Source organism: Parafannyhessea umbonata (assembly GCF_900105025.1).
Lineage (GTDB): Bacteria > Actinomycetota > Coriobacteriia > Coriobacteriales > Atopobiaceae > Parafannyhessea > Parafannyhessea umbonata.
The window spans coordinates 2,326,838-2,353,093 of record NZ_LT629759.1 but is presented as its reverse complement, the minus strand read 5'-3'; the positions used below and the strand labels follow the sequence as shown (position 1 = coordinate 2,353,093).

Here is a 26,256-nt window from a genome sequence, read left to right as displayed (position 1 = left end):
CCTCGTCTGCGCAGCCGCGGCGCTGGGTGCCACGGTGCCGGGCATGCTTGCCGGCCCGAGCGACACCATCAACGTCGCGACCAAGCCCATGACCGAGCAGTACATCATGGGCGAGGCCCTCAAGATGCTCATCGAACACGACACCAACCTCAAGGTGGACCTCACCGAGGGCGTCGCGGGCGGCACCTCCAACCTCGAGGCCGGCATGGAGTCCGGGCAGTTCGACCTGTACCCAGAGTACACAGGCACTGGATGGGCCGCGGTCCTCAAGAACAAGGGAACCTACTCCGAGGACGAGTTCGACCAGCTGCAGGCGGACTACAACAAGAAGCTGGACATGAGCTGGGTGGGGATGTACGGCTTCGGCAACACGTTCGGCATCGCCGTGCGCAACGACATCGTGCAGAAGTACGACCTCAAGACCTACTCGGACCTCGCCAAGGTCGCCGGCCAGCTGAACCTTGGGGCCGAGCCGGACTTCTTCGAGCGCGAGGACGGATACGACGCCCTCTGCAGCACCTACGGCATGAGCTTCGGCAAGACCACCGAGATGGACGCGGGCCTCAAGTACGACGCCCTCGCCCAGGACAGCGTGGACGCGATCATCATCTACACCACCGACGGCAAGCTCAGCACCGCGGACGCCACGGTGCTCACCGACGACAAGGGCTTCTTCCCCTCCTACCAGTGCGGAAACGTCGTTCGCAACCAGACGCTCCAAGAGCACCCCGAGCTGCGCGCCGAGCTCAAGAAGCTCCAGGGCACCATATCCGAGGAGGACATGGCCCGCATGAACTACGAGGTGGAAGAGGAAAAGAAGGACCCCAAGGCCGTGGCCAGGGAGTTCCTGAGCTCGAAGGGGCTGATCTAATGAGCAACGCGACCAACACCACCAGCGTCGCCATCGAGTACCGCGACGTCAGCAAGTCCTATGGCGAGAAGAGCGTGCTGGAGCACCTCGACCTCAAGGTTCCGAAGGGCGAGTTCGTCACCATGATCGGCTCCTCCGGAAGCGGCAAGACCACCGCGCTCAAGATGGTGAACCGCCTGATAGAGCCCACCTCGGGCACCGTGCTCGTGGACGGCCACAATGTGCGCGACACCGACCCCATCCAGCTGCGCCGCAACATCGGCTACGCCATCCAGGGGAGCGTCCTCTTCCCCAACATGACGGTGGAGGACAACATCTCATACGTGCCCAATCTGCTCAACAAGCACGACCACGAGCGCACGCGCAAGGCAGTGCGCACGTGGATGGACATCGTGGGGCTCTCCAAAGACCTCCTGGAGCGCTACCCGTCCGAGCTCTCGGGCGGTCAGCAGCAGCGCGTGGGCATCGCACGGGCCCTGGCCGCGTCGCCCGACATCCTTCTGATGGACGAGCCGTTCGGTGCCGTGGACGAGATTACCCGCGGTCAGCTGCAGGTCGAAATAAGCCGCATCCACCGCGAGACCGGCATCACCGTAATGTTCGTGACCCACGACATAGGCGAGGCGCTGCGCCTGGGGACGCACGTGCTCGTGCTCGATGAGGGCAAGGTACAGCAATACGGTGCGCCCGAGGAGATTCTGGCACGCCCCGCGACGGCATTCGTCGAGCAGCTGGTCTCGCGCCAGCGCCATGCCTGCGACCTGCCGGAAGACCAGCTATGCGCCTGCGGTCACAGCGGCGCGGCGCGTGCAATGTCAGCACTCGCCACGGAGTAGTACCCTCACACAAGGGGCAGGAAGAAGACCCTTGGCAAGGTAGTAGTTACGGAATAGGTGAACGAATGCAGATAACCAGCAGGCTCACGATGGCGGCGCACATGGTGTGCGCCATAGACTACTTCGGTGGCACAAGGCCCGTCACCAGCGCCTTCCTCGCAGAAAGCATCGGCACGAGCCCCGTCATGGTCCGCACGATCATGGGCATGCTCAAGCAGGCGAACATCATCAACTCCAGCAAGGGAAAGTCCGGCATCACACTGGCACGCCCGCTCCAGAAGATCACCCTCCTCGACCTGTGGCGCGCCGTTGACCAGAGCGACGCGGACTCGCTCTTCCACTTTCACGAGAGCCCCTGCCCGCAGTGCCCCGTGGGCGGCAACATCCACGCCGCGCTGGACGATCGCCTGGAGGCTGCCCAGCGGGCGCTGGAGGACCAGCTGCGGCGCACCACCATGGCGGACGTCGAGAAGGACATCCGCCTGCTGGCAGCCAGCTAGGCCCTGCCGGGCGGGCCTCTCGCAACCTACGCTCGTTCGCAGTACGCGCGCACCGCGGCGGCGGCAAACTCGGCGGCACCGGGACCGGCCGCCGCGTTGATGTTGCGCGTGAAGTCGCCACCACTGCCGTATGCCTGGCCAAGCCCCGCCAGAATCTCGTTGGTGCAGTCGTAGTAGTTCTCGGTGATGAATGCCTGGATCCTTGCGACCTGAGCCAGCGCCTCCTCGCACGAGGGGTCGGCCCCTTCGGCAGACATCCGCCCAAACGGCACGAAGAGCTCCATCAGGCTCTTGCCCATCGCGACCTGCTCCTCCTTCGGCCTTCCGGCCCACTTCTCCTCGTATTCCTTCCATTGCGGGGTCTTTCCCCACGAAGCCTTCGCCTGCTCGGCGTATTCGTCCAGCTTGCTCGTGTCGAACGGCTCGAATTCCAAGATGCTTCCCTCTCCGTCCCTCATGGCCTTTGCCATGTCTATCAGGTTTCCGATGTGCTCCCGACGAAGCTCCAAAAGCTCGATCTGCTGGTCGAGCGCTCTGTCTCGATCGAATTCCGGGCTGTCGAGAATTGCCCCTATGTCGGCGAGCGAGAACTCCAGCTCCCGAAAGAGCATGATCTGCTGCAGTCGCGCCAGGTCTTTGTCACTGTAGAGCCTGTAGCCCGCCTCGCTGCGGGCGCTTGGTCGAAGCAGGCCTATCTTGTCGTAGTGATGCAGCGTTCGCACGCTCACGTGCGCAAGCTCGCTGACTTCATGCACGGTTCTCACGGACCCTCCTCTCGCTCGTCTTGGCCACACTCTAAACCATGACGTTACGTGAGGGTCAAGCCTGTTACTCCAGGCAGTCCCCCCTTCGCCGATATCAGGCAGAAGGTCCGCGATGGCGCAGAGTGCCGCATGGATCTCGCGGCTGCGGAGAGGAGCATCCGCGTTGCGGATAAGCCGCGCCAGCATTGCCGCCGTCTGCCGCTTCGCCATGAGGCCCCGCGCCTTATCGCAGGGTCGACAAGGGCAGCGGCATCAAGGCGTTCGAGCATGGCTCCTCGCATCGCGGGAAAACACGTTCCTCTCCCATTCCTTAGCTTCGCATCTCATTCCGCCTTCGATAGAATCGCACTAGAGCCGCAGGAAGGGATGAGGCACATGGGACCGCAGGAAACGATTGCCCAGGCAATCGCACGCAAGGCGCACGCGGGACAAACCGACAAAGCCGGCGCACCCTACATCGAACACCCCGCGCACGTGGCCGCACAGGTAAGCGGTGACAAGGCAAAAGCGACGGCATGGCTGCACGACGTTGTGGAAGATACGCCGACCACCTTCGACGACCTGCGCGCGGCTGGCATCGAAGACGACGTGATCGACGCCCTTGAACTGCTCACGCACGACAAAAGCGTGCCCTATCTTGGCTATGTGTCAAACCTGAAGCACAACGCACTCGCCCGCACGGTGAAGCTCGCCGACCTCACCCACAACAGCGACCTCAGCCGCCTGGCCAAGGTCACGGATGCCGACCGAGAGCGAGTGCAAAAGTACCGCCTCGCGATCGCCCTGCTACGCTCCCAGTGAGCTAGTCCGTCCGGTCGGCGAGAAAGGCCAGCATCCTCTCGAACGCGTCACGTGCGACCTTGTTCTTGCGCTCGGAGGCCACAAAGCAGTGCGGCATCTTCAGGCCACGCTCGGCCAGCGGATCGATGAGCTCGTGCGTGACACCCGCCCCCGAAAGCGCTGCGTCCATGTGCCTCATGTCGTTGTGATATTCGCTGCCGAGAAGTACCGCGGGCGGGTAGGCCGAGGTGACCCATTGGGTGGCGTCGTAACGATGCACCTGATCCTTACTGAGGAAGATCGTCCCGCTCACGTAGTTACCTACGATAACCTTGGTGGCGAGGGAGAACTCGTCGTACACAAGAGGTGCGTCATCAATCACGAGAGCACGTACCTGGCTGGGCTCCAACTTGGGCTTTATGCCAAGCGCGTCGGCATACTTTGGATTTGCGATGACGGCGCCCAGCTGGCTCGTTATGATGGCGCCGGCAGACGAGCCCATGATGATGACATCGTCCATATCGAGGCCGTATTCCTTCGCATGCGACTCGCACCAGGCCAGTACCTGATTGGCCTGTATGACAGGAACTGGGAAGCGGCAGTCGGGCACGAGACCGTAGTCCACGTTCACGACGTTGTAGCCGGCCGCACAGATGTCATCCAGCAGCGACGTGACGTCACTCGACGCCAGCGGGTCACCCGCACTTTTGCTGCCCGCAAAGAACCCTCCGCCATGAAAATAGACCAGCGTCGGCCTGCGCACGGAGGTGTCGGCATCGGGGTAGGTTATGTCCAGGAAGCTATTGGGGTACTTGTCGGCATAGGCGATTTCGGTCACGATGCGCTGTCCGTTATCCCGCATCGCATCCACGTGTTTGCCCTCGGGCTTGTAGGCATTGGTTGTCTTGACCGTGCCGGCAGAAAGTTTCTGGATCGCTCCAATAACGATCTGCGTATGGGTCGTGAGCACCAGGGCGAGCACGACGATGGCGATGCAGATTCCTCCCGCCACCCTTGCGAGCAGCCGCAGGCGTCCCCGTGTCTTCTCCTTCATCACAGCCCCCGAAAGATTCCTCAGATTCGCTTCAGCTGATACAATCGTATCGTCCGTCCTGCAAGCGTCCCGATGTCGCGAGCGCAATCGATACGCATCGGCCGCTTTCGTATCAGGAGGTCTGTCGTGTCTGCATATGCCACGGACATGCTGGGATCCGCCCTGTTCTTGCTTATGGCCGAGAAGAACATCAGAAAGGTCACCATCGACGAGCTTGCCGCACGGGCGGGCGTGGGCCGGGCCACGTACTTTCGCAACTTCTCGTCTAAGGAGGAGCTGCTGACTGCCTACCTCGTTCGCCAATGGCGGGCATACGAGAAGGGACACCGCCTGAAGGAGCTCGCGTTCTCGAATCCCCAGCGGGCTCTGCGCTACTTTGAGTTCTGCCTGTCACTGCGCACGGAAAACGACCTCATGATCGAGCAGGGCCGTACGGATGCCATCCTGGCCGCGTTCGAAACAATCGTAAGCGACGCCGACCTGGGACGCGAGGGGAGCTACGAGGCCGCTTTTCTCGCCTACGGACTCTATGGGATGTTCATTACGTGGGCACGTAAGGGCTGGAACGAGACCCGCGGGAAATGGCAGCCCTGGTAGCAGGCCACTTGTTGGGCGGGGCTGTCGGATAAAGCGAGGGCATTCCGTCCGGACGACAAGCACGGACGCTGGCCGAGCGGAGCGCCAAGACGGAATCCGAGATGCTTGGCAATCTGGGCGAGCCCGCGACCCCAGACCCCTAGGCCTGCTCCTGCTGCGCGATGCGCTCCCTCGTAGCGTCGGCCAGATCGGCCAAGGTGGTGGAGTCAAGGTGGTCAAGCATGGCCTGCTCCGCAGCGTCAAGCTCCGTGCCGAGCACGGCGTGCACGTTGCGGCCGATCGGACACTCGGGGCTAGGATGCTCGTGCATGCGAAAGACGCTCACATTGAATCGAGCAGCGAACTCTTTTGCATCGACGCTTGCCCTGCTGCTCAGCACAAGCGCGCTGAGAACCACGCTCGTGCTGAATCGCGGCATCGGCCGAAGGCGAACAAAGCTTATTCATCAGCGACTTGTAGTCTCATCCCATTCTCGCCTCGCCTTGTCTCCCATCCAATCTGCGTGACCGCCTCCGACAGCTGCCCATCATGCGTGACCAGCAGGAACGCACCAGGAAAACCAATCAGCATGCCTTGAAGCGCTTCGATGGAGCCCACATCGAGATGATTCGTCGGTTCATCGAGCACGAGGAGGTTGGGATTCGCAACAAGCTGCTGCGCGAGCATGAGTTTGCGGAGCTCGCCAGGACTCAAATCGTCTCCATCGAGCAGTTTATCGGGGTCGGAATTCAACCGTGCCACGATGGAGAGGATGCGGCCCTTCGTCTCTTGGTCCTGACCTCGTAGTCGTCTCAGGGCCCGCCCGCGTTCTTCCGGCCCGACGTTCTGGGGAACGTACGCCACTTTGACGGTGTCGGGAGCAGATTCGATGACGCTTCGTACCACCAGGCTCTTTCCCGTTCCGTTCGCGCCAGTCAGCACCACGTGGTCCGTTGGCGAGATCCAGAGCTCTGGCACGACTATCGAGAAATCACCAGCGGACAGTCGCGTCGCCTCTAGGTGCACCACGCAGCTCGAACGCGCGGCAATTCCGAACGCGCCGAGAGCATGGTCGTATCGCTTCGCGACAACTCTCTTTGAGAGCTCTCCCTCGGCCTTTGCCAGCCGTTCACTCATATTGGACGAGAGCTTGCCAGCCACGCCGTCCTTTCCTGAGACTATGGCGCGTCCAATCCTCTCCCGTGCGTCACTGTCGTGCTTGTCCAAGTTGCGCTTGCTGCGCTTGCCCTTCTGACGCGCCGCCTCCTCGCTTCTGCGCTGGGCTTCCGCCTTCAAGCGCTTCGCTTCGCGGGCGGCCTTCTCGCGGTCCCTGATTGCAGCAGAGCGCTCGATGGCCGATTGGACACTCGCCTTCGTGTACCCTCCGGGTCGCATGGTCCAACGCACCCCCTCGCACATCAGGCTCTGGCTCACAAGGCTATCCAGCAGAGCCCTGTCGTGCGAGATGAGAATTCCGATGCCGCCGAATGAAGCGAGGGCTTCCCTCACGATGTCGCGTGTCACGATGTCGAGGTCGTTTGTCGGCTCGTCCATGATAAGGACTTCCGGTCGCGCATAGAGCGCGCATGCGATCTGGAGCCGCTTCTGCTGACCCCCAGAGAGAGTGCCATAGCGCCAGAACCAGTCGTCTTCGACGCGAAGCAAAGCCCTTGCTCGTTGCGCCTCCTTGCCCCAGTCCGATGCGAAGTCGAGGAGATTGTCCGGTTCCTGGGTCGAGTCCTGCTGGCAGTACGCCGAGAACAGCTTCGGACTCACCGTTCCGGAATCTGGCGCGATGGAGTTCGCGGCGATACGGGCAAGCGTGCTCTTCCCGCATCCGTTATCGCCGATGACGCCCGTCCATCCCGACGAGAATGTGACGCTGACGTCATCGATGGCGGCCGATACCGTACCAGGGTAGGTATAGCTGATGTGATTGAGATTCAGTTGCATGGCGAGCTCCTTCGAGGGGAGGTCGCGCAGAGGGTCAGGCACGCGATGCATGAACTTGAAACAAGAAGATTCTGAGGCGATGCGGCACCCTGAAGCGCGACCGGATTGGCAGAATGGTCGTATGGGGCGCCCGAAATGGGCATCGCTAGTTCTTCATCTAACCTGACCTAACTTGAAGCGGCGCTTGTCAAAGGCCCCGCTGATGAATTGTTGCCAAGCATTGTAGCGTGGCTCTGGCCTGGATGCAAAGCGGATTTGCAGCCATGCGAAGAACGCCCTAATGACGCATCCCTGACGCTGTCCACACAATGCCAGGTGTTACGTATTCGGCCGGAGCCTGCGCGACGACCCTTCGATGTCGCCCTGGTGCAAAGCGAGCGGACTCCAGCAAGCCTTTGGGACTCGTGGCGCTTCTGCTCATGCCCCACGTCCCCATCGGCGGCAACGATACACGCTCGACGTCTTAACGGGCAAGCGCAACTTGCCTGGCAGCAAATAGCAGGAGTCCTGGCCCGACAGCTTTGAAAGGCTTCCCGAGGCTTAAGAAAGGGACCGCATCAAAAGCCTAGATTCAGCCCCGCAAGCGATATCGGACATGGAGGCCCCGTTGCAGGCATCGCACCTGCCGGCGGGTCCCTGCCTTTGTCCCTATAAAAAACTAGAGCGGGCCCGGTGGGTCCCGCCCTTACAAAACTTGTAGGTTTTCCATGCACACCGTTCTAACCGAACGCAAGCGCGCCGTCAAGCCGGCCATCCGGGCGCACGGCGCCTACTCCCACTCGCGCGCTTCCGGATTCCAGTGCCTGCCGCCCGCCTCTCCCCGGATCGCGGGGTCGAGGAGCCTGCCGGCGAGCTCGGATGCGGCTTCCATATTCCTCAACGCCTCCGGAAGGCCCGTCCTCTGGCAGAGCTTCGCGTACTGGCGCGCCTGGGGAGCGCCCCAGGCCTTCGGCAATCCGAAGGAGTCGCCCAGAAAGATGCGCCGCGCGGAGGCTTCGCGGCGCAGTCGGGACTGGAACCCCGAACCGTCCACCGTGGCCGTAGTGGCATAGACGGCGATGTCTACGAGGTCCTTTACCCTGGAGGACGCTCTTCTTCCATGAACTTCGACTATGCCGCAGAGCTTGTCCGCGAGGGCGGCCTCGACGGGATAGACGAGGTAGTCGCAGGTCTCAAGCCCGTCCACCTCTATCCTGTCCGCTGGGGAGATGCGCTCGGCCCCTCGAGCGGCACCTCGTCGACGACGAGGTCGACGGAGACGGGCTGCATGCGCTTCGCGCCGAGCATGGGGACGAACCCGACAGACAGCCCGCTCCTGTACTCGTCCTCGGCCTTTATCGGGCGCGACCCCGTGAACTCGAACGTCACGAAGTCGCCCAGGTCGGTCCCGGCGAGCCGGACGAGCTCCTCGAGCGCATCCTCCAGGCTCCCTTCCGTGGAGAGCAGGTCGATGTCGCGCGTCGCGCGGGCGTCGACGGTTCGAGCGAGCATCGCCCGACCACCCTTGAGCACGAACGAGCCGTTGCCGCCGGCGAACACGCGGCACAGCAGTCGGTGGAAGTAGAATGCCGACACGGCGCGCCCGGTATCCATCGGCGACGCCGACGCCGCTGATTTGACCGCCATCTCGAGTGCGGCCGCGCTCTTGTACCTCATTCCCGCGTCCCCTCCCGAGAAGCCCGGCATCATCCATCAGGCTCCGGAAAATCTCACATCCCCGCTTCTCGCCGTAACGGCCCTCGAGTAGTCCCCGAAGCTTCCCGTAGTCGAAATCCTGGTACTTCCTCGAGGCGTCCGCCAGGACATCCGCCACAAGCGAGAAGTCCTCGTCGTCCGCGACGAGGTCGAAGACGGTGCGCTCGGAGCGTGTCACGGGGAGCCCCGACTCGAACGTAACTTCGTCGCGACCCACCGAGCGCCTGACGAAGCTCGCTGACGGGTTCCTCGTGTTGATTCTCCTTGGGGCATAGAGCCGGTAGGGCGAGAGCTGCAGGTCTCCGATCCCGAGGAGGGCGGAGGCGGTGGACCCTCCGACGGCGATGCCGTCCCAATCGGAAACCCGCATCCTCTCGTGGGAGAACGTCGCCGGGGCGGTGAGCTTCCATATCGCCGCCAGCTCGTCCGTGAAGGAAGAGCCGGACCCCACCATGCGGTAGGCACCTCGCACGATGCGCACGAGGCGACCGGACTCGACCGCGTCGTGTAGGGCGTCGCGCGGGATGCCCATGCGGGCCGCCTGTGCAGTGGTGAAAACGCCCTCAGACTCGGAGAGCGCTGCGATCTTATCTATGTGGTTCGAATGCTTCATGTAGCAATTGTAGGCTATTTCCCTACAATTGCAACACATTATCCCAAACTCAAGTACTACTGATGCTGCGAAAGCATACGGAACGGCATTCGATGCCAGCAACTGCCAGCCAATGCCAAATGAGTTTTATTCCCACTCGACCATCGCGGGTCTCGGCATCGCCAACTGCAACTACTGGTTCAACGCGTTCTCGAACTGCACCGAGATACGTGGCTTCGAGAACCTGTCCGGCATGACGAGCGCCAACCAGATGTTCACGAGCTGCGGGAGCCTGGAGACGATCTACGCCACGAGCTTCAGCAACTCGGGACTCTCGGGCTCGCTCATGTTCAACAGCTGCAACCGCCCAGTTGGCGGCACCGACGGCTTCGTGCCCTCCACGACAAGCGGCGCAAGCGTGTGCAAGCTCGGCGCGGGCGGCGTGCTCACGGACCCGAACAACGACAACCGAACCTGGTTCTACGCCCACTACTACGCGGACGGCGAGGGCGTGCTCACGGCCACAGCGACGCCAGACGCAACACGTGAGCTCGTCGCCTCCGGGTGTATCTGCGCCATCGGCAAGTACGTGGGACTGGGCCTCACGCCCTGGGACGGCGTCATCGGTCCGACGCACCGCCAGCACCTCACGAGCGCGAGCTTCGCAGCGGACATGGCCACGTTCTCGTACCTGAACTTCAACTACCTGTTCTATTCGTGCTCGAACCTCGCGAGCGTGGGCGGCCTGGGCAACCTATCCGGCGTGCGCTCGATGCGCTACATGTTCAGCTCCTGCGCAATCACGACGATCGACTTCCGGGGCTTCGACCCGTCGGCACTAACGGACCTGTTCTACACGTTCTCGAGATACAGCAGGCTCACGATCATCCTGGTCGATGCGAGCTGGGCGCTTCCCTCGAGTGGCCTCACGGGATCCCAGTGCTTCTACTCGTGCTCCACGTCGCTCGTGGGCGGAAACGGCACGGTATGGGCAAGCAATAGGACGGCGTACACGTACTTCCGCATCGACACGGCGAGCACGCCGGGGTACGTCACGGCGGCGTAAGACGAGCTCGACCCGTTGCGGCGCGTCAGATCGTGCGCATCATCGCCCTCCTGCGCGAGAGCCTCCGCTCGTCGTCCTCCGAGAAGCCGGCGATGGCCTCGTCGAGCGCGGCCAGGCACTCCTCGCGGTCAGCCGGCAGCTCTGCGACGAAGCCGATGGAGTTGGTGACCAGGCGCGTGTCGACGACGATGGGGTTCTCAAGCGCTGCCACAAGTGCGCGGAACTCGCGGAACCGCTCGAGCTCGCTCATGGGAGCGAAGTCGCCCCGGGCCACCTCGGCGCCGAGCTCGGAGTTGGGGAAGATGGTGACGGTCGTGAGGTACATGAACCGCGGGCGGATTTGGTTGAACACCTCCGCCGAGCGCGCGGCGGTCTCCTCGGCGCGCCCCGCGCCGGCGATCCCTCCCAGGTAGATGCAGTTGTAGGGCAGCCCTGCCTCGTCGAGCTTCCCGCACTGCTCCACAACGTCGGCGGCAGTGTACCCCTTGTTCACGTGCGCGAGCACCTCGTCGTCGCCCGACTCGATGCCAATCATGATGTCTGTGTAGCCCGCGTCACACAGCGCCCGCAGGTCGTCGACCGACTTGTTGCGCATGCTGTCGACGCGCGCATAGGTGGAGATGGTTGCGCCCGGCAGGTACTCGTGGACGAGCGCGGCCAACTCGAGCAGCCTGCGCGTGCTCATGGAGAACGGGTCGCCTCCCGCCGCCCATATGTGATCGGTGCCGGGGCGGAAGCGCGCGATCTCGGCGAGGTCGGCGCGCACCTGCTCGAGCGGCGCGGGATGGAAGGGGTGGCCCTTATAGTAGGTGCAGAAGGTGCACGAGTCGTGCGTGCAGCCCACCGTCACCTCAAGCATTACGCTCCCCGCCTCGTAGGGAGGCCTGATTACCGGTCCCGTGTAGTGCATTGTTTCGTCCTCCTCAATACTAGATATCGTGATATGTCGATGCGTTATGACATGCTAGAGCGCTGCTTCTCCGGTTCGTCCGGGTGCGGTATCAGAGCTCGTCTCCCACGAACCGGGCCAGCTCGGCTATGGCTTCCTCGTTGCGGCGGAAGTAGGTCCACTTGCCGTGGCGCTCGGAGAGAAGCAGCCCGCAGCGCTGCAGCACGTCGAGGTACTGCGAGGCGGTCGACTGGGAGACGCCCGCCTTGTCGCGGATGGAGCCCACGCACACCCCTCCCCTCAGGTCGTCGGGCACGCCGAGGTGCCCTCCCTGCTCGGGGAAGTTGGCCTCGGGGTCCTTCAGCCACATGAGAATCTGGAGCCGCGTGGGGTTCGATAGCGCCTTGAATGTCTCTGTCATGTCCATGGGCACATCATATCGTAATACCGCGATATGTCAACACATTCTTCGCACCCCGCCCCTTTCGGGCGGGCCGAGCCCGTGACGTCGTTGGATGGCGTGCAATCAGGGTGCATTTCCAAAGAATAGAAAACATTTCACCTGTAAATAGGCTACTCCCACTCAACTGTCACAAGGCAAGTTTCCATTCTCTAAAAGTTTGTTGTCTCATGCCTTTCCGTGTCGTCACGAGCACGCACGTGGCGTTTCGTTATTGGGAGTATTTTTGCGAAGCGGCTCCAAGGGTGTACTCACCTGTACTCGCCGCTGAGTACACTATTTGTACTCACCCCATAGGACGTAGTCACGAGGCCCTCGGGAAGTAATTAAAACCGCAGATAGTTATTGGGGGTATTACTCACTTTTACGAGCTGAGTACAGAAATCGCCTCTTGGCATGACGACACGCAAACAGACCTGATTGCATCACGGCAATGTGATGATTAGTGCAAACTCCTTGCCTTGGCGAGGGCTGAAGGGGTGAAGTTCAGCGGACCTGGGCCACGCCGAGCCGCTCGCGAGCCTCACGCATCTGCTCCGCCTCCGCCTGGCTGAACTCGAACTCGGCCTCACTCCAGTCCCACATGGCCTGCAGGAGCGGCCTGAAGCTCTCACCCCGGCGCGTCAGCCGGTACTCGACGCGCGGGGGCACCTCCTGGTAGTCCACGCGCTCCAGGAAGTCGTCTGCCACGAGCTCCTTGAGCTGGCGCGACAGCGTTGACTCCGACACGCCCCGCAGACACCTGCGCAGCTCGCCGAAGTGCCGCACGTCCTCAAGAGCAACGTAGAACAGGATTTCTATCTTCCACTTCCCGCCGACCACGCGCTGAAGAGACGAGATGGCTGGGCACCAGCTGACACTTCGACGTTCACCCATGGCGCGCTCCTTGATATAGGTTGAAGTACTCCAAATAATGTAAGTACTTCTCAATTCGAACCGATAAGCAGACAGTATACCCGAAAGCAAAATGGCGCAGCCAACCGCAAGCGAGGAGGAAAACATGAAGGTCACCTACTGGTCGGATTACGCGTGCCCGTACTGCTACATCGGAGAGACGCGGCTCGGGAAGGCCATCGCCTCCCTCGGGCTCGAGGGCGACGTGGAGGTGGAGATGCGGGCGTTCGAGCTGAACCCGGATGCTCCCTACGAGGTGGTCTGCCCCACGCTCGACCGCTTCGCCGCCAAGTACGGCCTTTCCAAGGAGGAGGCTGCGGAGCGCATCGAGGGCATCAGCCGGATGGGCCGCGGCGAGGGCATCGAGTTCAACTACGCCACCACATTGAACACCAACATGCTCGACGCGCACCGCCTGACCAAGCTGGCGCACAGCCTGGGCAACACGCGCTTCGAGGGGCTGTGCTACGAGGCGTACTTTGTTAAGAACGAGGTCATGGCTGACCACGGGGTGCTGCGCAAGCTGGCTGCCGAGGCGGGGCTTCCCGAGGCCGACGTGGAGCGTGTGCTGGCATCGGACGAGTACGAGGACGAGGTTCGCGCCGACGAGCGCGACGCCTACGCGATGGGCGTGCACGCCGTGCCGTTCTTCGTTGTGGACGGCAAGTACGCGATATCGGGCTGCTATCCGACCGAGGAGATGGCACGCGTGCTCGAGAGGGCGCACGGCGAGTCGCTGGCGGAAGGCGCCGCGCAGGGCATGGCATGCGGCCCGGAAGGATGCTCGTTCTGATGGCGGTCGAGGTCTACCCGCTGCTGGCGAGGGGCGTCTTCGCCACCTTCGGCTACTTCGTGATCGACGGCGAGACGGGTCGCGGCGTGCTCGTCGACCCGGGCGCCCAGCCAGGTCTCTTCCTGTCTGCCGCGCGCGAACGCGACTGGAAGATCGACGCGATCCTGCTCACGCACGGGCACTTCGACCACATGGGCGCCGCCGGCGAGCTTCGCGACGCTTGGAGCGCGCCGGTGAGGGCGCACGAGCTGGCGGACCGGTACCTGCTCGACCCGCGGCTGAACCTCTCGGCAGATCATGGGACACCGATCACACTGGCCGGAGCGTCGAAGCTCTCGGACGGCGACCGCATCCCCGTCGGCGGCATCGCAGGCGCGCTCGAGGTGCTGCACGTCCCCGGCCACACCGACGACTCGTGCGCGTTCTGGTGCGAGCAGGGAGGCTTCGCGCTCGTCGGAGACGCCGTCTACGAGGGCGGCCCGGGCCTGACCGCGTTCCCGACAGGGGATGGACCCAGGCTGCGCGAGAGCATACGCAAAAGCATTCTCGCGTTGCTTCCTGACACCATGCTGCTGTCGGGGCACTCGCGGCCGATGACTGTGGCGATGCTCGCCGCTTCGATGCGCTGAAGATGGCAGGAGGCCGCCTATCAACGCGATAGACGGCCTTCTTCCTTGCAATGTGGATTCTGGCTAGCCGAGCGGTTCTAGCTCGTGGTAGAGCGAGCCTCCTTCGCCCACGAGGACATCCCACCGCCACTGGGGGGCTTTCTACGCCGGAGGCACAGAGCATGTCCAGGAGCTTGGCGCGAGCAACGGGGGGAATGTTGCTCGAAGTCGTTGCACATGGTGTCGAGCACCGCCTTGCTCGTTGCCATCATGTCGTTGCAGATCCCCTTCTTCTCGTCCAGGCAGTAGCTCTCCGGCGAGTACAGGCAGAGGTCCGCTCGGAAGTAGGCCATGTCCTCGGCCTGGGTGAGTTCGGTCATCTTGGCTTCGTTCATCATCTTTCTGATCTTCTCTCGATGCCCGGCACCGTAAATGGTGGCGCTGGGGTGGTACGAATTCCGGTACGAATCACCCCGAAAGGAGCGCTTTCATTTGAAGCGAAGTGGTGCGCCAATTTCTCGGACACACCACTTCTGACCTGCGGTTTTATTGTGTTTCGGGGTGGAGTGTGAAATACCGTTTCGTCCCGAATTCTATTCGCACTCAGTATTTGCTTCGGTTGCAAACACTCAATCTACCAGCGCGTCTGTCAGACCAATCTGGTGAGCTGCCACTCATTTGCCACTAATAATCCTCCCGCCAATCCCTGCCACGCAGGGCGGAAACCTGCGGCGTCACTCAGTGGTGACTGCGGACGGGCGGCCCCATCGCTCGGGACCGCCCGTCCGGCACGCTAACTGGCGACGCAATCATAAGAGCCTGGACACGGCCGCGACAGTCTCGCGCTTTGCGCCCATGTTGACGTAGGTGTACACGTCCATCGTGATCTGCGAGCTGTAGTGGCCCTGACCTTGGGATACACGCCCCTTTCGGCGAGGAGCGTCAGGTAGGTGTGTCTGAGCTCGTGGAGGGAGAAGTCGTCAAGGCCGTAGTTGCCACGCTCGAGCGACCACCATCGCGACAGCGAGCTCGGCTTTATGCGCTCGCTGTACTTGGTCATAATCACGGGCGTCTGGTCGGTCTGCTCGAGATGCCACTCGGGGCCGGTCTTTCCCTTCTTTCGCCGCGACTCGTCGATGCGCTCGAAGTACTTGGCCTGGGGGCTTGGCATTGAATCAGGGCGCGCCCTATTTCAGATATTCCCCAAAGAACGCTTTCAGCTTTTCAAACGGAATGATATCCACCTGATCGTAGAGGTCGGTGTGGCTGGCACCGGGGATGATGAGCAGTTCCTTGTTGTCCCCGGTCAGCTTGCCGTACGCGGTCTCGCTGAAATAGCGGGAGTGCGCCTTCTCGCCGTGCACCAGCAACACGGCGGAGCGGATCTCGCTGCTGTATTGCAAAAGCGGCATATTCAAAAAGGACAGCGAAGACGTCACATTCCAGCCACCGTTGGAGTTCAGGCTGCGGGGATGGTAACCTCGCGGAGTCTTGTAGTAGGCGTAATAGTCCTTCACGAACTGCGGCGCGTCCTCCGGCAGCGGATCGACCACGCCGCCCGCCAGCGCATAACTGCCGTTTCTATAGTCCTCGGTGCGCTGCGCGCTCAGCGCCTTACGCTTCTCGAAGCGCGCCTGTTCGGAGTCCTCGGCGTCGAAGTAGCCGTTGGCGGTCACGCGGGTCATGTCGTACATCGTCATAGCAGCAGTAGCCTTGATGCGGGTGTCGATGGCTGCGGCGTTGATTGCCATGCCGCCCCAACCGCAGATGCCGATGATGCCGATGCGCTCCGGATCGACGTTTTCCTGTACCGAAAGGAAGTCCACCGCCGCGCAGAAGTCCTCGGTGTTGATGTCCGGCGATGCCACATAGCGGGGCGTGCCGCCGCTCTCCCCGGTATAGGACGGGTCGAAGGCAAGCGTGTAAAAGCCCAGTTCCGCCATCTTCTGCGCATAAAGGCCGGACGATTGCTCCTTCACCGCGCCAAACGGACCGCTGACGGCGATTGCGGGCAGCTTGCCTTCCGCGTTCTTCGGCACGTACACATCAGCCGCCAGCGTGATGCCGTATCGGTTATGGAAGGTCACCTTGCGGTGCCCCACCATATCGCTTTTAGGGAACACCTTGTCCCATTCCTGCGTCAGTTTCAACTGCTCCATGCCTAAGCCTCCTTGACAGTCGCTTTAAGGTATTGCTCGTCGTCCACGGGCTCCAACCACTCGTTGGAGGTCTCCTCGCCTGGAACTTCCACCGCAAGATGGGAGAACCAACTGTCAGGCGCCGCACCGTGCCAGTGCTTTACGCCCGCGGGAATATTCACTACATCGCCAGGGCACAGCTCTTGTGCCGGTTTGCCCCATTCCTGGTAAATCCCTCGACCAGCCACGCAGACGAGAATCTGTCCCCCACCGCTTTTGGCGTGATGCGTGTGCCAGTTGTTGCGGCAGCCGGGTTCAAACGTAACGTTGTAAATGCCGACCTGCTCGGTGGAAAGGGGCGCGAGGTAGCTTTGCCCGACAAAGTACTTCGCGAATGCATCGTTGGGAGCACCGATAGGAAAGACCATCTCGTTTTGATGCTCAGCTCTTGCATCAGCGGCATCGTCATTTGCCCAGACCTCCTTCGCCATACGAAAGGCCGCCCACGCCTTGGGCCACCCCGCGTAAAACGCCGCATGTGTCAGGATTTCCGCTATCTCCGTCCTAGTCACACCGTTGCTCTTTGCCGACATCAGATGATATTGGAACGAAGAGTCCGTCAGCCCCTGCGCCATCAAGGCAACCACCGTCACCACGCTGCGGTCTCGAAGGGAAAGCCGGTCTTCTCGGCTCCATACCTCGCCGAACAGCACGTCATCGTTGAGCTGTGCGAATTTGGGGGCGAAGTCCCCCAGGGCATCTCTGCCCGCCGTTTGCTTAATCGTCATGTTTGATTCCTCCCGTCGATGGTTTGAGTGCAAAACTGCTTCCGCGCAGCCAAGCCTCGCCTAGACTCCCATGCCCATTCGTCGCGCCTGCTCCAGGGCGGGATGCCCGGCGATATCGCCCACGCCGTTTACGCCACCAGCGAAGACCGTTCCGGCAAGCGTGCAGCGGGGGAAGCAGTCGACCCATCCCTGCACGGCCTTTTCCGCTCCGTCAAAGGTCGAGCGCCCACTCTCCGCCGCCGTCGCCAAAAGATACGCCTCGGTGAATGAGTAATCGGAGTCGAAAAGCGGGTTGGCGCGGTCCAGCATGGTCTTGAGCTGGCCACAGACGCTGTAGTAGTAGACGGGCGTTGCGAACACCAACACATCCGCATCGTGCATCTTGGCGACAATTCCCACGGCATCGTCTTGGATGACGCAGTGCCCCATCTTCAGGCAGGCAAGGCAGCCCTTGCAGAAGCCGAGCTGCTTTTCGCGCAGGCGCACGGTCTCCACGCTGTGACCCGCTTCCCGTGCGCCTTTGGCGAAGGCGTCCGCCAACGTCTCGGAATTGCCATTCTTTCGAGGACTTGAAGAGACTATCAAAACCGCTTTGCCCATTACGGAGTACTCCTTGCGTTCCCGATTTATATTGGCGAGAATGAAGGTAATACCTAAACCTGACTTTAGGTCAAGGAGTCAATTCGAGATTCATTCGGAGGGACCATGTACACAATCGGACAGGTGGCGGAGATGTTCGGTCTGCCCGTTTCCACGCTGCGGTATTACGACAAACAGGGGCTGTTCCCGGGATTGGAACGGACGTCCGGTATTCGCCGATTCGGCGATACGGAACTCGAAGCACTCCGGGTCATCGAATGCCTGAAGAAGGCGGGGATGGAGATCAAGGACATCCGACTGTTCATGGAATGGTGTGCGGAGGGCCCGTCCACTTATCCCAAGCGCAAGGCAATGTTCGAGGAGCGGAAGGCCCACGTGGAGTCGGAGATCGCGAAGATGAACCGCGTGCTGGACATGCTGAAGTTCAAATGCTGGTACTACGAGCAGGCGATTCAAGATGGCAACGAGGATAGGCTGGAGGCACTGATTCCCGACGATTTGCCAGAGGAAATCAAGGGCACCTACGAAAACGCACACGCTCGATAAAGCCGTTCGCTACCCATGGGACTCCGGCAAGGAGCTCTTTCTGGGCAGAACGAAAAAAGCCTCCGAACCAGAGGGTCCGGAGGCTGTTATTCCCGTTATTTCGCTGGTGGCTTTGCTCGATAGCAATGCCCAAACAGCGCCAGGCGGTACTCGGCAGCACCAAAACGAGAGTTCAGGAGCCAGTTCCCGCTACTCCCACTCGCTAAATCGAAAATCACATCGCATTTATCTGATAGCGTAGATTATCCACGAAACGGACATGGCGACACTTGGTGTACGCCACGGCACCAAACTGGGACAGCACTGCTCTCTTCCATGAAACTCAAATGAAACTCAGGGGCGTTGAGTTTCATTTTTGTCCCAGTAGAGAAATGGGGCAGGGTAGAGCAGCCAAATCCTCCCCTTTTGTGTGGTTTGGTGCGACATCGCATGCAAGCCACCAGCAACAATTGCAAAGCAGTTAGCGCAGGCGGCTAACACGTGATATCATCCAACTGCACGTTTGCAGAAAGCGTCAGGCATTATTCGTTTGGGATAATCGCAGGTGGCTTGGTGATAGTCGGCATTGAGTTGCTCTTATTGGGACAATCTGTCCCCAGCGCTATTGGTTGTCGATTTCCTGCAGGCGCTTCATCCATTCGAGCATCTTCCCGTTTTCGAGATAGCTGAGAAGCAAGCCTTCACAGAACCTGTCCTGGCGGATGATCGTGAGAACCATCGCCAGTGCGCATTTCGCATCGCAGGAGGAAGCGTCTGCCGCAAGGACGTCTTTCTCGCCGTTAAGCCCATAGCTCTCCAGTACGCCCATGTAGTCGAAGGCGTTCATCTCGTCACGAAGATCATCCACGCATTCATGCACTGCTTCGATTAGCCGGTGTGCAGCTGCGCTGTAGCCCACAAAGGGGAACTGGATCGGATCTTCCGGTGTGCCCTTGCTCTCGGTGTCGACGATCCACTTGCCGTGGCGATTCTCGGATTCGAGCAGGGGGATAATGGCGGTTATCTTCTCGAATTTTTTCATGGGGTCCCTCCTATCTCAGAGTCGCTGGGACAGTTTGTCCCAGTCGAGCTAGTCCAGCAGCCTTCTTGAACCCTGCAGCTTCTCGAGGGCCTTCTCGCAGCGCTCCATGCACTTCAAGCTTTTCTTCATTTGGGAGATAAGCTTTTTGTCAGGTCCGTTTTCCGCATTCGACAACTTCTCGATTTCGTCGCGCAGCTCCTCTGCGCATTTCTGCATTCCTTGTTGCGCTAGAGAGGCGATGTCGTAGCGTCCGTTTTTCTTGACGGCGATTTCGGAGCAGAACGCGAGAAGCTTGGAGCATTCGCTTTGCACGAAAGGCTCGGACGATTGCACGGCAACGGTCGCCGCCGTGGTTACGCCTGATCCTGCCAGGCCAAGCAACGCGCCTCCGCCTGTTAGAATCGCGGTTCCGCCAGCCATGCCCATGCCACCAACTGCAAGCGAGCCTCCTCCGACGAAAGCCAGGCTGGCGCTAGTCAATGCTGCACCTGAGAGCCCGACAACCGCATCGCCCGCGATGAGCACTGCAATTTCAGGAGCGAAGAATAATGGCTCTTCGGTGGTTTCTGTGGGAGAGATTCCGGCATAGGCCCAGCTCAGCGGGCGAAAACAACGATCTGGAACTGAAACGGCCCCGGGAGGGGCCGTTTCCGCGTCATCCGCCTATGATTGCTAAGCCAAATTCAGACAACCGAAGAGGTGTGACGCATGAAGAGTCTACTACTTCTCGCCCTCGGTCTGGCCCGCACGGTCGTCCTGGGCGCGCGCATCGAGGCCGAGCGCATCGTCGTGAGCGTCCGGCCCTACAAGCGCGAGCAGCGCCGCTGCCCCGTATGCGGCAGGGCCTGCGACTTCTACGACATGGCGAACCGCGGGGCCCCCAGGCTGTGGAGGGCGATGGACCTGGCGCGCTCGGCCTGCTACCTGGAGTACGCGCCCTGCAGGGTGCGCTGCCCGGAGCACGGCGTGCGCACCGAGGCCGTCCCCTGGGCGCGGCACGGGGCGCGCTTCACGCGCGACTTCGAGGACTGGGTGGCGTGGCTGGCGGTCCGCTGCACCGCCTCGGCGGTCTCCGAGCTCGCCCGCGTCGAGTGGCACAGCGTGGGCGGCGTGTGCAGGCGCGTCTACGCCGAGCTGGAGGCCGCGCGCGGCGCCTCGAGGTTCGACGGCGTGCGCCGCATCGGCATCGACGAGACGTCGTACAAGAAGGGCCACAAGTACGTCACGGTGGTCGTCGACCACGACCGCGGCTGCCTCATCTGGGCGCACGAGGGCACCGGCAAGGACGTGCTCAACCTGTTCCTCGACGAGCTCACGCGCGAGCAGAGGCGCGCCATAGAGGTGGTGACCGCCGACGGCGCGAGGTGGATAAGGCAGCTGGTCAAGCGCCGCTGCCCCAACGCGAGGTGGGTCATGGACCCCTTCCACGTGGTCCAGTGGATGAACGACGCGCTCGACGCCGTGCGCTGCGAGGAGTGGAACGCCGCCAGGGCCGCCGCCAGGGCCGCCAGGCCCAGGCCCGAGGGCAAGCGCGGCAGGCCTGCCAAAGGCGAGCTGCCGCCCGAGGAGGTCAGGGCGCTCGAGGAGGAGGCGGCCTCCATCAAGGGCAGCCGCTACGCGCTCGTGAAGAACCCCGAGGACCTCACCGACGGCCAGAGGGCGAGGCTCGAGGCGCTCAAGAAGAGGGCCGGCTCGCGGCTGGTCAGGGCCTGGGAGCTCAAGGAGGACCTGCGGGCCGTCTTCCGGGCAGCCGACGGCTCCGAGGCCGCCGAGCTGCTCGACGACTGGATGCACAGGGCCGCCTACTGCAAGATCGCCAAGGTCGTCGCCGTGGAGAAGAAGGTGCGCCGCCGGCGCGACGACATCATCGCCGCAGTCGAGCTCGGCATCAGCAACGGGCGCGTAGAGGCCATCAACAACAAGATCAAGGTGACGGTGAGGATGGGCTACGGCTTCCGCAACACCGACAACCTCGTGGCCCTGCTCATGCTCAGGTGCGGCGACTGCCAGCCCCAGCTCCCGGGTCGCCCGGTGAAGGCGAGGAAGAAGGGCGTGAAGGGAGCGAAGAGCGTTGCTGCCTAGGCTAGCCCCTTGTCACACAAACTACCGAAGCCTCAGAATAATGCGCCTCCTGCAGTCGCCGCCGTGACCGCAAGCGTCGCCACTGCTGCTGCGGCTACCTTCTTTCGATTGCCAGTTATCGTTCCCATCGCATACGTGTATGCCTTTTGAATAGACTTCACATCGGTGTTGCCAACGTAGTTCTGACCCTTGCAGATGTTAGCGTCGGGCGACTTTAGCCACAAATAGTCGAAACAATTTAGCCAATCCCGGTCAACGAAAAACGGCCATCGCGCCCCCTCACGACCCCTAAGCTGGTGTTGCCAATGCGCCGGCGTTAGGAGGACTATAGAGGTGAACGAGAGACGCGATGACCTACAGGAGATTATAGACAAGGCCTTGGAGGAGATGGCCGCCGAGGCGGGCGACGGGTTCGACCCCCAGGCGTGCAACCTGGCGGAGTTCTGCCGCAGGACGGGCCTCACGAGGTCGAAGGCCAGGACGATCAGGAAGCACGGCTTCAGGGCGCTCCCGCACGGCAACAGCGGCCGGAGGGCCGAGGTGACGGTGCTCACGGGGCACACCGGGCTCGTCGACGACCTGCTCCGCAGGGGAGTCACCAACTCGCAGGTGATCTACGAGCGGCTGCTCGGCCAGGGCTACGAGGGCGGCCTCACCGCCGTGAAGGTGTACATATCCGGCCACAGGGACCTCGTCCCCGCAAAGCGGAGGGCCGTGGCACCGCAGGGGAGCCGCGGCCAGAGGTTCAGGACGGGGCCCGGCGAGGCGTATCAGATGGACTGGGGCTTCGTCACGGTCGTCGGCCCGGGCGGCACGGAGTACAGGATCGCGTGCTTCGCGATGGTCTGCCACCACTGCGGCAGCTTCTACGTGGAGTTCTTCCCCAACGCGCGGCAGGAGAACCTGCTCATAGGGATGCTCCACGCCTTCATGGCCATGGGCGTCCCCGACGAGGTGCCCGCGGACAACATGAAGTCGGTCGTGACCGGGCGCGACCTCGGCGGCAGGCCCGTCTGGCAGCGCGACTACGCCGCCTTCATGGGGTGCGTCGGCTTCCGCACCAGGCTCTGCAAGCCGCGCCACCCCTTCGCCAAGGGCAAGGTCGAGCGGCTGATCCGCTTCGTGAAGGGCAACTTCCTCGCCGGCCGCGACTTCACCGACATCACCACGCTCAACGAGGAGGCGCTGCTGTGGTGCGCGGAGCAGGCCGGCAGGTGGAGGCGCGCCGTGGCCTGCGTGCCGTCCGAGGAGCACGCGTCCGCCTGCCTCCCGGCGGCGCGCCCGCTCGAGGTGACCGACGAGGTCGCGCTCTGGCTGTGCCCCAGCCGCAGGATCACCTTCGACGGCTTCGTCAGCTACGAGGGCCGGAGGTTCGGGGTCCCATACTGGTACGAGCGGCGGGACTGCCGCGTGAGCCGCGAGGGTGGCTACCTGCACATATACAGCGACGACCTGGCCCTGGAGCTGGCCGTGCACGCCGTGACCTGGGACCGGCGCGACAGCTGGTGCGAGGGGCAGTGGGCCGACGCGCAGCCCGAGGAGCTTCCCAGCCAGCCCGTCACCACGTCGATCTCGCAGGTCGAGCTCGCGCCCGGCAAGCCCGCGTTCGCCAAGTTCGACTTCGGGAGGTGGGCGTGATGGGAAACGCCGCGAAGAGCCCCTACGAGCTCGCCAGCGAGGCGGCCGCCAGGCTCGGGATCGCCCTCGCGGCCTCCGAGCTCGCGACGCTGGCGTCCGACCACGACATGGGCGACGCGGAGGTCGGCGCGCTCGCCGTCACGTTCGACTACCTCGCGGAGAAGAGGAGGCAGGCGTCGATAGAGACGCTGCTCAGGCTGAGCCGGCTGCCGAGGAGGGAGCCCAAGACCTTCGACGGATTCGACTTCTCGAGGATACAGGGGCGCGACGCGTCGGCGCTGGCGAAGCTTCCCGCGCTCGCCGACCTCTACGCGCACCGCAACGTCGCGTTCATAGGCCCGGGCGGCATAGGCAAGACCCACCTTGCCCAGGCGTACGGCCGGGAGTGCTGCATGCGCGGCCTGAAGACCTACTACGTGAAGGCGAGCGAGCTCAGGGACAGGTTCCAGAGGGCGACGGAGCGCGGGAGCGCCTCGCGCGTCGTCGCGACGCTGGTGAAGCCGACCTGCCTGATCGTGGACGAGGTGGGCAGGTGCACCTTCGACAGGGCGTGCACGGACCTCTTCTTCGATGTGATCGACCGCCGATATGAGAAGGAAGGGCCCAACACCATGATACTGACCAGCAACGTGGCGCCGAGCGCCTGGGACGAGTTCTTCACGGGTGTGTTATGTCAATAGTTCTTGAGCGAATATCGCATCGGGATTTGAGCGGATTTCTCACTTGACTTGGGCGGGCCCTGCGCAATTCTCGCGGGGCCCGCCCTCCGCCGCTTCGGGCGCGGCCGCCGGACCGCCTACTCCGCGCCGCCCCCGTCCGGGGACATCAGCGCGTGCCTCACGCGGTAGGACTCGCCCCTGAACTGGAGGAGCCTGCCGTGGTGGACGACGCGGTCGATCACGGCCGCGGCCATCTGGTCGTCGCCGAAGACGGACCCCCACCTCGAGAACTCCAGGTTGGTCGTGAAGACGACGGACTGCGTCTCGTAGGCCTGCGAGACCACCTGGAAGAGCAGCCTGGCCCCGTCGACGTCGAGCGGGAGGAACCCGAGCTCGTCGACGACCAGCAGCTCGGCACGGCCGACCTGGGCGAGCTCGCGGTCGAGCCTGCCCTCGTCGCGGGCCCGGCGCAGCCTGCCGACGAGCGAGGAGGCGGTGAAGAAGCGCGCGGGCCGCGCCGACTGGCACGCCAGCACGCAGAGCGCCTCGGCCATGTGGGTCTTGCCCGTGCCGACGTCGCCCATGAGCACGAGGTCCTCGCGGCCGCCCAGGAACGACAGCGAGAGCAGGTCGTCCCTGCCGAAGCCGTCCGGCCAGGACACGCACGACCAGTCGTAGCCCTCGAAGGTCTTGGCCTGCGGCAGGGCGCACCTCCTCAGGAGCTGCGCCCTCTTCGAGGCGTCCCTGCTCGCGCCCTCGGCCTCGAGGTAGCCGAGGAGGTACTCGACCTGCCTGGGCGTGCCCCTCCTGGCCCACTCCGCGAGCACGGACTTCGTGAGCGAGCACCTCTTGCCGGCCTCCACGACCGCGTCCGCCACGCTCGCGCTACTCTGCATCCCGCGCCGCCTCCCCGAGGAAGCCGTCGTAGACGGCGAGGTCGGCCTGCCCCGGCTCGGGGCCGCCCGCGGCCACGCGCCTCGCGAGCGCGTCGCAGGACGCGTCGTCCGGGACCCTGCCGCCCGCGAAGATCCTCGCGGCCGCCTCGCAGGCGGCGCCGAAGCCGGAGTGCTCGGACGCCCTCCCTATCGCCCTGAGGGCCTTCCTCCTCCCGGCCTTGTCGCAGCGGTCGAGCTCTCCCACGAGCGCCCCGGGCATGTCGCGCCTGATGGTCGACTCCCCGAAGGCCCTCGGCCTCGCCACCAGCGCCGGGATCAGCGACGCCGGGTTCCTCACGGTCTCGCCCTCACCGAAGCTGCGCGCGAGCGTGGCGACGCGCCTGCCCCGGTCGGCGAGGACCTCGACCGACCTGGCGCGCACGCCCACCACGAGCTCGCGGTCGTGCCAGGCGGGCCCGACGCAGTAGAGGTTGCCGTCCACGCGCACGTAGCCGCGCTTGTCGGCGCGCGCGTGCGTCCACCTGACCGCGTCGAAGGGCGCGCCCGGCAGGGCCAGCATCCCGGCGAGGTCCTCGCGGAGCGCCTCCGGCGTGGGCGCCCCGGCCCTGTTCCTCGCGCCGGCGTTGATCCGCTCGCAGCCGGCCCTGAGCCCCTCGTTGAGCTCGTCGACCGAGGCGGCCTCGGGCACGGGGACGAGCAGGTTCCGGCGGAGGAACCCCACGGCGTTCTCGACGGAGCCCTTCTCGTTGCCGGAGTGCGGGTTGCAGAAGCGGACCTCGCAGCGGTAGTGGGCCCTGAAGTGCGAGAACAGCTCGGACTCGGTGACGATGCCGCGGAGCATGCGCCCGGCCTCCGTGGCGTTGTCGAGCACGAGGACGCGCGGGGCCCGCCCGGCCCACTCGAAGACGAGGCGCAGGCCCCAGCAGAGGCACTCGGACCTCTCGAGCTCCATTGCCACGCAGAAGCGGGCGTTCGAGTGGGGCAGCGTCACGACGAGGAGCCTGAGGGTGCGCGGGACGCCCGCGACGACCGCGCGGAACGACCCGTAGTCGACCTGCGCGGTGCCGGGCTCCCAGGCGAGCTCGAGGTAGCCCTCGCGCGGGGAGCGCGAGTGCCCGCGCCTCCACTCGCCCACGTATCGGCACACGGTCGAGTAGGAGCCCGCGTAGCCGCGCTCCTCCACCAGCCTGTCGTAGATCCTCTTCGCCGTGTGGCGCTGCTTCCTGGGCGCGCCGAGGTCGGCCTCCAGGACGGAGTCCACCCACGCGGCGTCGGCGTCGATCGCGGGGTGCGGCCTCGCGCTCACGGGCGCGGCCGGCGACATGTCCTCCATGTCCGCGTACTTGCGGACGGTGTTGCGGCTCACATGGAGCTCGCGCGCTATCTGCGACCTGGACGCACCACCGGCGTCCAGTTCCCTGATAGCCTGTCTTGTGTCAAGGGGCACGGTCATCCTTCCTTCCTCTCCGGGCGGGCCTCGTCCGACTCATCATCAATCCCGCCCGGAGGAAACATAGCGGGGGCCGTGCCCCTTGCGCGGCCCGGGCACGGCCCCCA

Annotated in this window: 31 protein-coding genes; 13 read left to right on the top strand and 18 right to left on the bottom strand. The window is 63.3% G+C overall.

Features of this window, described 5'->3' with window-relative positions; translation table 11 throughout:
- From BLT96_RS10510 to BLT96_RS10500, 3 genes are all read left to right on the top strand, one after another.
- On the top strand, window positions 1-871 hold an 871-nt coding region (locus BLT96_RS10510), incomplete at its 5' end, for a glycine betaine ABC transporter substrate-binding protein (RefSeq protein ID WP_157692222.1).
- A complete protein-coding gene (locus BLT96_RS10505) occupies window positions 871-1,707 on the top strand; it encodes an ABC transporter ATP-binding protein (RefSeq protein WP_090861104.1) in 837 nt (278 codons plus the stop codon). The genes BLT96_RS10510 and BLT96_RS10505, both read left to right, overlap by 1 nt.
- A 65-nt stretch (window positions 1,708-1,772) precedes the next feature.
- Window positions 1,773-2,207 carry an Rrf2 family transcriptional regulator gene (locus BLT96_RS10500; RefSeq protein WP_090861103.1) on the top strand — a complete coding sequence of 145 codons (435 nt, stop codon included), beginning with the start codon at window positions 1,773-1,775 and terminating at the stop codon, window positions 2,205-2,207.
- A gap of 26 nt (window positions 2,208-2,233) precedes the next feature.
- On the opposite strand, the gene BLT96_RS10495 is transcribed toward BLT96_RS10500, so the two are convergent.
- Complete coding sequence (locus BLT96_RS10495; RefSeq protein WP_090861102.1) at window positions 2,234-2,971, bottom strand: MerR family transcriptional regulator; 738 nt, start codon at window positions 2,969-2,971, stop codon at window positions 2,234-2,236.
- A 375-nt stretch (window positions 2,972-3,346) separates the two neighbouring features.
- Here BLT96_RS10495 and BLT96_RS10490 point away from each other — a divergent pair, with 375 nt between their 5' ends.
- Window positions 3,347-3,772: an HD domain-containing protein gene (locus BLT96_RS10490; protein ID WP_090861101.1), complete on the top strand. Its 426-nt coding sequence runs from the start codon at window positions 3,347-3,349 to the stop codon at window positions 3,770-3,772.
- 1 nt (window position 3,773) lies between these two features.
- Here BLT96_RS10490 and BLT96_RS10485 read toward each other — a convergent pair whose 3' ends face one another.
- On the bottom strand, window positions 3,774-4,805 hold the full coding sequence (locus BLT96_RS10485; protein WP_090861100.1) for an alpha/beta hydrolase: 1,032 nt from the start codon (window positions 4,803-4,805) through the stop codon (window positions 3,774-3,776).
- Window positions 4,806-4,931: 126 nt separating this feature from the next.
- On the opposite strand from BLT96_RS10485, the gene BLT96_RS10480 reads away from it, so the two are divergent.
- Complete coding sequence (locus BLT96_RS10480) at window positions 4,932-5,402, top strand: TetR/AcrR family transcriptional regulator (RefSeq protein ID WP_197674357.1); 471 nt, start codon at window positions 4,932-4,934, stop codon at window positions 5,400-5,402.
- 139 nt (window positions 5,403-5,541) lie between these two features.
- On the opposite strand, the gene BLT96_RS10475 is transcribed toward BLT96_RS10480, so the two are convergent.
- The 4 genes from BLT96_RS10475 to BLT96_RS10925 form a co-directional block, all read right to left on the bottom strand.
- The gene (locus BLT96_RS10475) at window positions 5,542-5,712 is read right to left on the bottom strand and encodes a hypothetical protein (protein WP_197674356.1); all 171 of its coding nucleotides are present in this window, start codon (window positions 5,710-5,712) and stop codon (window positions 5,542-5,544) included.
- Window positions 5,713-5,840: 128 nt separating this feature from the next.
- Complete coding sequence (locus tag BLT96_RS10470; protein WP_172824956.1) at window positions 5,841-7,334, bottom strand: ATP-binding cassette domain-containing protein; 1,494 nt, start codon at window positions 7,332-7,334, stop codon at window positions 5,841-5,843.
- Between the two features lie 769 nt (window positions 7,335-8,103).
- Window positions 8,104-8,520, bottom strand: a complete 417-nt coding sequence (locus tag BLT96_RS10930; protein ID WP_272867368.1) for a nucleotidyl transferase AbiEii/AbiGii toxin family protein — start codon at window positions 8,518-8,520, stop codon at window positions 8,104-8,106.
- Between the two features lie 2 nt (window positions 8,521-8,522).
- Window positions 8,523-8,990, bottom strand: coding sequence for a nucleotidyl transferase AbiEii/AbiGii toxin family protein (locus tag BLT96_RS10925; protein WP_197674355.1), 468 nt, complete (start codon window positions 8,988-8,990; stop codon window positions 8,523-8,525).
- 365 nt (window positions 8,991-9,355) lie between these two features.
- Between BLT96_RS10925 and BLT96_RS10920 the strand changes: the two genes are divergently transcribed.
- Window positions 9,356-9,490 carry a hypothetical protein gene (locus BLT96_RS10920; RefSeq protein WP_272867358.1) on the top strand — a complete coding sequence of 45 codons (135 nt, stop codon included), beginning with the start codon at window positions 9,356-9,358 and terminating at the stop codon, window positions 9,488-9,490.
- Between the two features lie 264 nt (window positions 9,491-9,754).
- Complete coding sequence (locus BLT96_RS10455; protein ID WP_197674354.1) at window positions 9,755-10,687, top strand: leucine-rich repeat domain-containing protein; 933 nt, start codon at window positions 9,755-9,757, stop codon at window positions 10,685-10,687.
- Window positions 10,688-10,712: 25 nt separating this feature from the next.
- On the opposite strand, the gene BLT96_RS10450 is transcribed toward BLT96_RS10455, so the two are convergent.
- The 3 genes from BLT96_RS10450 to BLT96_RS10440 all read right to left on the bottom strand — a co-directional run bounded on the left by BLT96_RS10450 (window position 10,713) and on the right by BLT96_RS10440 (window position 12,912).
- Window positions 10,713-11,597, bottom strand: a complete 885-nt coding sequence (locus BLT96_RS10450; protein WP_090861096.1) for a radical SAM protein — start codon at window positions 11,595-11,597, stop codon at window positions 10,713-10,715.
- Window positions 11,598-11,688: 91 nt separating this feature from the next.
- A complete protein-coding gene (locus BLT96_RS10445; protein WP_090864038.1) occupies window positions 11,689-12,003 on the bottom strand; it encodes an ArsR/SmtB family transcription factor in 315 nt (104 codons plus the stop codon).
- Between the two features lie 519 nt (window positions 12,004-12,522).
- Window positions 12,523-12,912, bottom strand: coding sequence for a winged helix-turn-helix transcriptional regulator (locus BLT96_RS10440; protein WP_090861095.1), 390 nt, complete (start codon window positions 12,910-12,912; stop codon window positions 12,523-12,525).
- Between the two features lie 124 nt (window positions 12,913-13,036).
- On the opposite strand from BLT96_RS10440, the gene BLT96_RS10435 reads away from it, so the two are divergent.
- Together BLT96_RS10435 and BLT96_RS10430 are read left to right on the top strand one after the other, a co-directional pair.
- A complete protein-coding gene (locus BLT96_RS10435) occupies window positions 13,037-13,723 on the top strand; it encodes a DsbA family oxidoreductase (protein ID WP_090861094.1) in 687 nt (228 codons plus the stop codon).
- Window positions 13,723-14,352 (top strand): MBL fold metallo-hydrolase, encoded by a 630-nt coding sequence (locus BLT96_RS10430; protein ID WP_157692071.1) that lies wholly within the window; start codon window positions 13,723-13,725, stop codon window positions 14,350-14,352. Before BLT96_RS10435 ends, BLT96_RS10430 begins: the two co-directional genes overlap by 1 nt.
- A 77-nt stretch (window positions 14,353-14,429) precedes the next feature.
- Here the strand turns inward: BLT96_RS10430 and BLT96_RS10425 are convergent, their stop codons facing one another.
- The 5 genes from BLT96_RS10425 to BLT96_RS10410 form a co-directional block, all read right to left on the bottom strand.
- Window positions 14,430-14,729: a hypothetical protein gene (locus BLT96_RS10425; RefSeq protein WP_197674352.1), complete on the bottom strand. Its 300-nt coding sequence runs from the start codon at window positions 14,727-14,729 to the stop codon at window positions 14,430-14,432.
- A 395-nt stretch (window positions 14,730-15,124) separates the two neighbouring features.
- Entirely contained in the window at window positions 15,125-15,502 is a 378-nt protein-coding gene (locus BLT96_RS10640) for a site-specific integrase (RefSeq protein WP_157692070.1), read from the bottom strand.
- A 16-nt stretch (window positions 15,503-15,518) separates the two neighbouring features.
- On the bottom strand, window positions 15,519-16,490 hold the full coding sequence (locus BLT96_RS10420; RefSeq protein ID WP_090861089.1) for an alpha/beta hydrolase: 972 nt from the start codon (window positions 16,488-16,490) through the stop codon (window positions 15,519-15,521).
- Between the two features lie 2 nt (window positions 16,491-16,492).
- Complete coding sequence (locus tag BLT96_RS10415) at window positions 16,493-17,257, bottom strand: carboxymuconolactone decarboxylase family protein (protein WP_090861090.1); 765 nt, start codon at window positions 17,255-17,257, stop codon at window positions 16,493-16,495.
- Window positions 17,258-17,317: 60 nt separating this feature from the next.
- Window positions 17,318-17,857, bottom strand: a complete 540-nt coding sequence (locus BLT96_RS10410) for a flavodoxin family protein (protein ID WP_090861091.1) — start codon at window positions 17,855-17,857, stop codon at window positions 17,318-17,320.
- A gap of 105 nt (window positions 17,858-17,962) precedes the next feature.
- Between BLT96_RS10410 and BLT96_RS10405 the strand changes: the two genes are divergently transcribed.
- Entirely contained in the window at window positions 17,963-18,403 is a 441-nt protein-coding gene (locus BLT96_RS10405; RefSeq protein WP_090861092.1) for a MerR family transcriptional regulator, read from the top strand.
- Window positions 18,404-19,004: 601 nt separating this feature from the next.
- On the opposite strand, the gene BLT96_RS10400 is transcribed toward BLT96_RS10405, so the two are convergent.
- Together BLT96_RS10400 and BLT96_RS10755 are read right to left on the bottom strand one after the other, a co-directional pair.
- Complete coding sequence (locus BLT96_RS10400) at window positions 19,005-19,424, bottom strand: DUF6508 domain-containing protein (RefSeq protein WP_090864036.1); 420 nt, start codon at window positions 19,422-19,424, stop codon at window positions 19,005-19,007.
- Between the two features lie 48 nt (window positions 19,425-19,472).
- The gene (locus BLT96_RS10755) at window positions 19,473-19,949 is read right to left on the bottom strand and encodes a hypothetical protein (protein ID WP_216627898.1); all 477 of its coding nucleotides are present in this window, start codon (window positions 19,947-19,949) and stop codon (window positions 19,473-19,475) included.
- A 183-nt stretch (window positions 19,950-20,132) separates the two neighbouring features.
- Here BLT96_RS10755 and BLT96_RS10390 point away from each other — a divergent pair, with 183 nt between their 5' ends.
- The 3 genes from BLT96_RS10390 (at window position 20,133) to BLT96_RS10380 (ending at window position 23,824) form a co-directional block, all read left to right on the top strand.
- Window positions 20,133-21,506, top strand: coding sequence for an ISL3 family transposase (locus BLT96_RS10390; protein WP_066660379.1), 1,374 nt, complete (start codon window positions 20,133-20,135; stop codon window positions 21,504-21,506).
- 333 nt (window positions 21,507-21,839) lie between these two features.
- Complete coding sequence (locus BLT96_RS10385; RefSeq protein ID WP_245719277.1) at window positions 21,840-23,144, top strand: IS21 family transposase; 1,305 nt, start codon at window positions 21,840-21,842, stop codon at window positions 23,142-23,144.
- Window positions 23,144-23,824, top strand: coding sequence for an ATP-binding protein (locus tag BLT96_RS10380; RefSeq protein WP_090864034.1), 681 nt, complete (start codon window positions 23,144-23,146; stop codon window positions 23,822-23,824). Before BLT96_RS10385 ends, BLT96_RS10380 begins: the two co-directional genes overlap by 1 nt.
- A 116-nt stretch (window positions 23,825-23,940) precedes the next feature.
- Here the strand turns inward: BLT96_RS10380 and istB are convergent, their stop codons facing one another.
- On the bottom strand, window positions 23,941-24,699 hold the full coding sequence (istB, locus tag BLT96_RS10375; RefSeq protein ID WP_090862493.1) for an IS21-like element helper ATPase IstB: 759 nt from the start codon (window positions 24,697-24,699) through the stop codon (window positions 23,941-23,943).
- A complete protein-coding gene (gene istA, locus BLT96_RS10370) occupies window positions 24,689-26,152 on the bottom strand; it encodes an IS21 family transposase (RefSeq protein WP_090862490.1) in 1,464 nt (487 codons plus the stop codon). The genes istB and istA overlap by 11 nt, the downstream gene beginning before the upstream one ends.
- Window positions 26,153-26,256 lie beyond the last annotated feature (104 nt).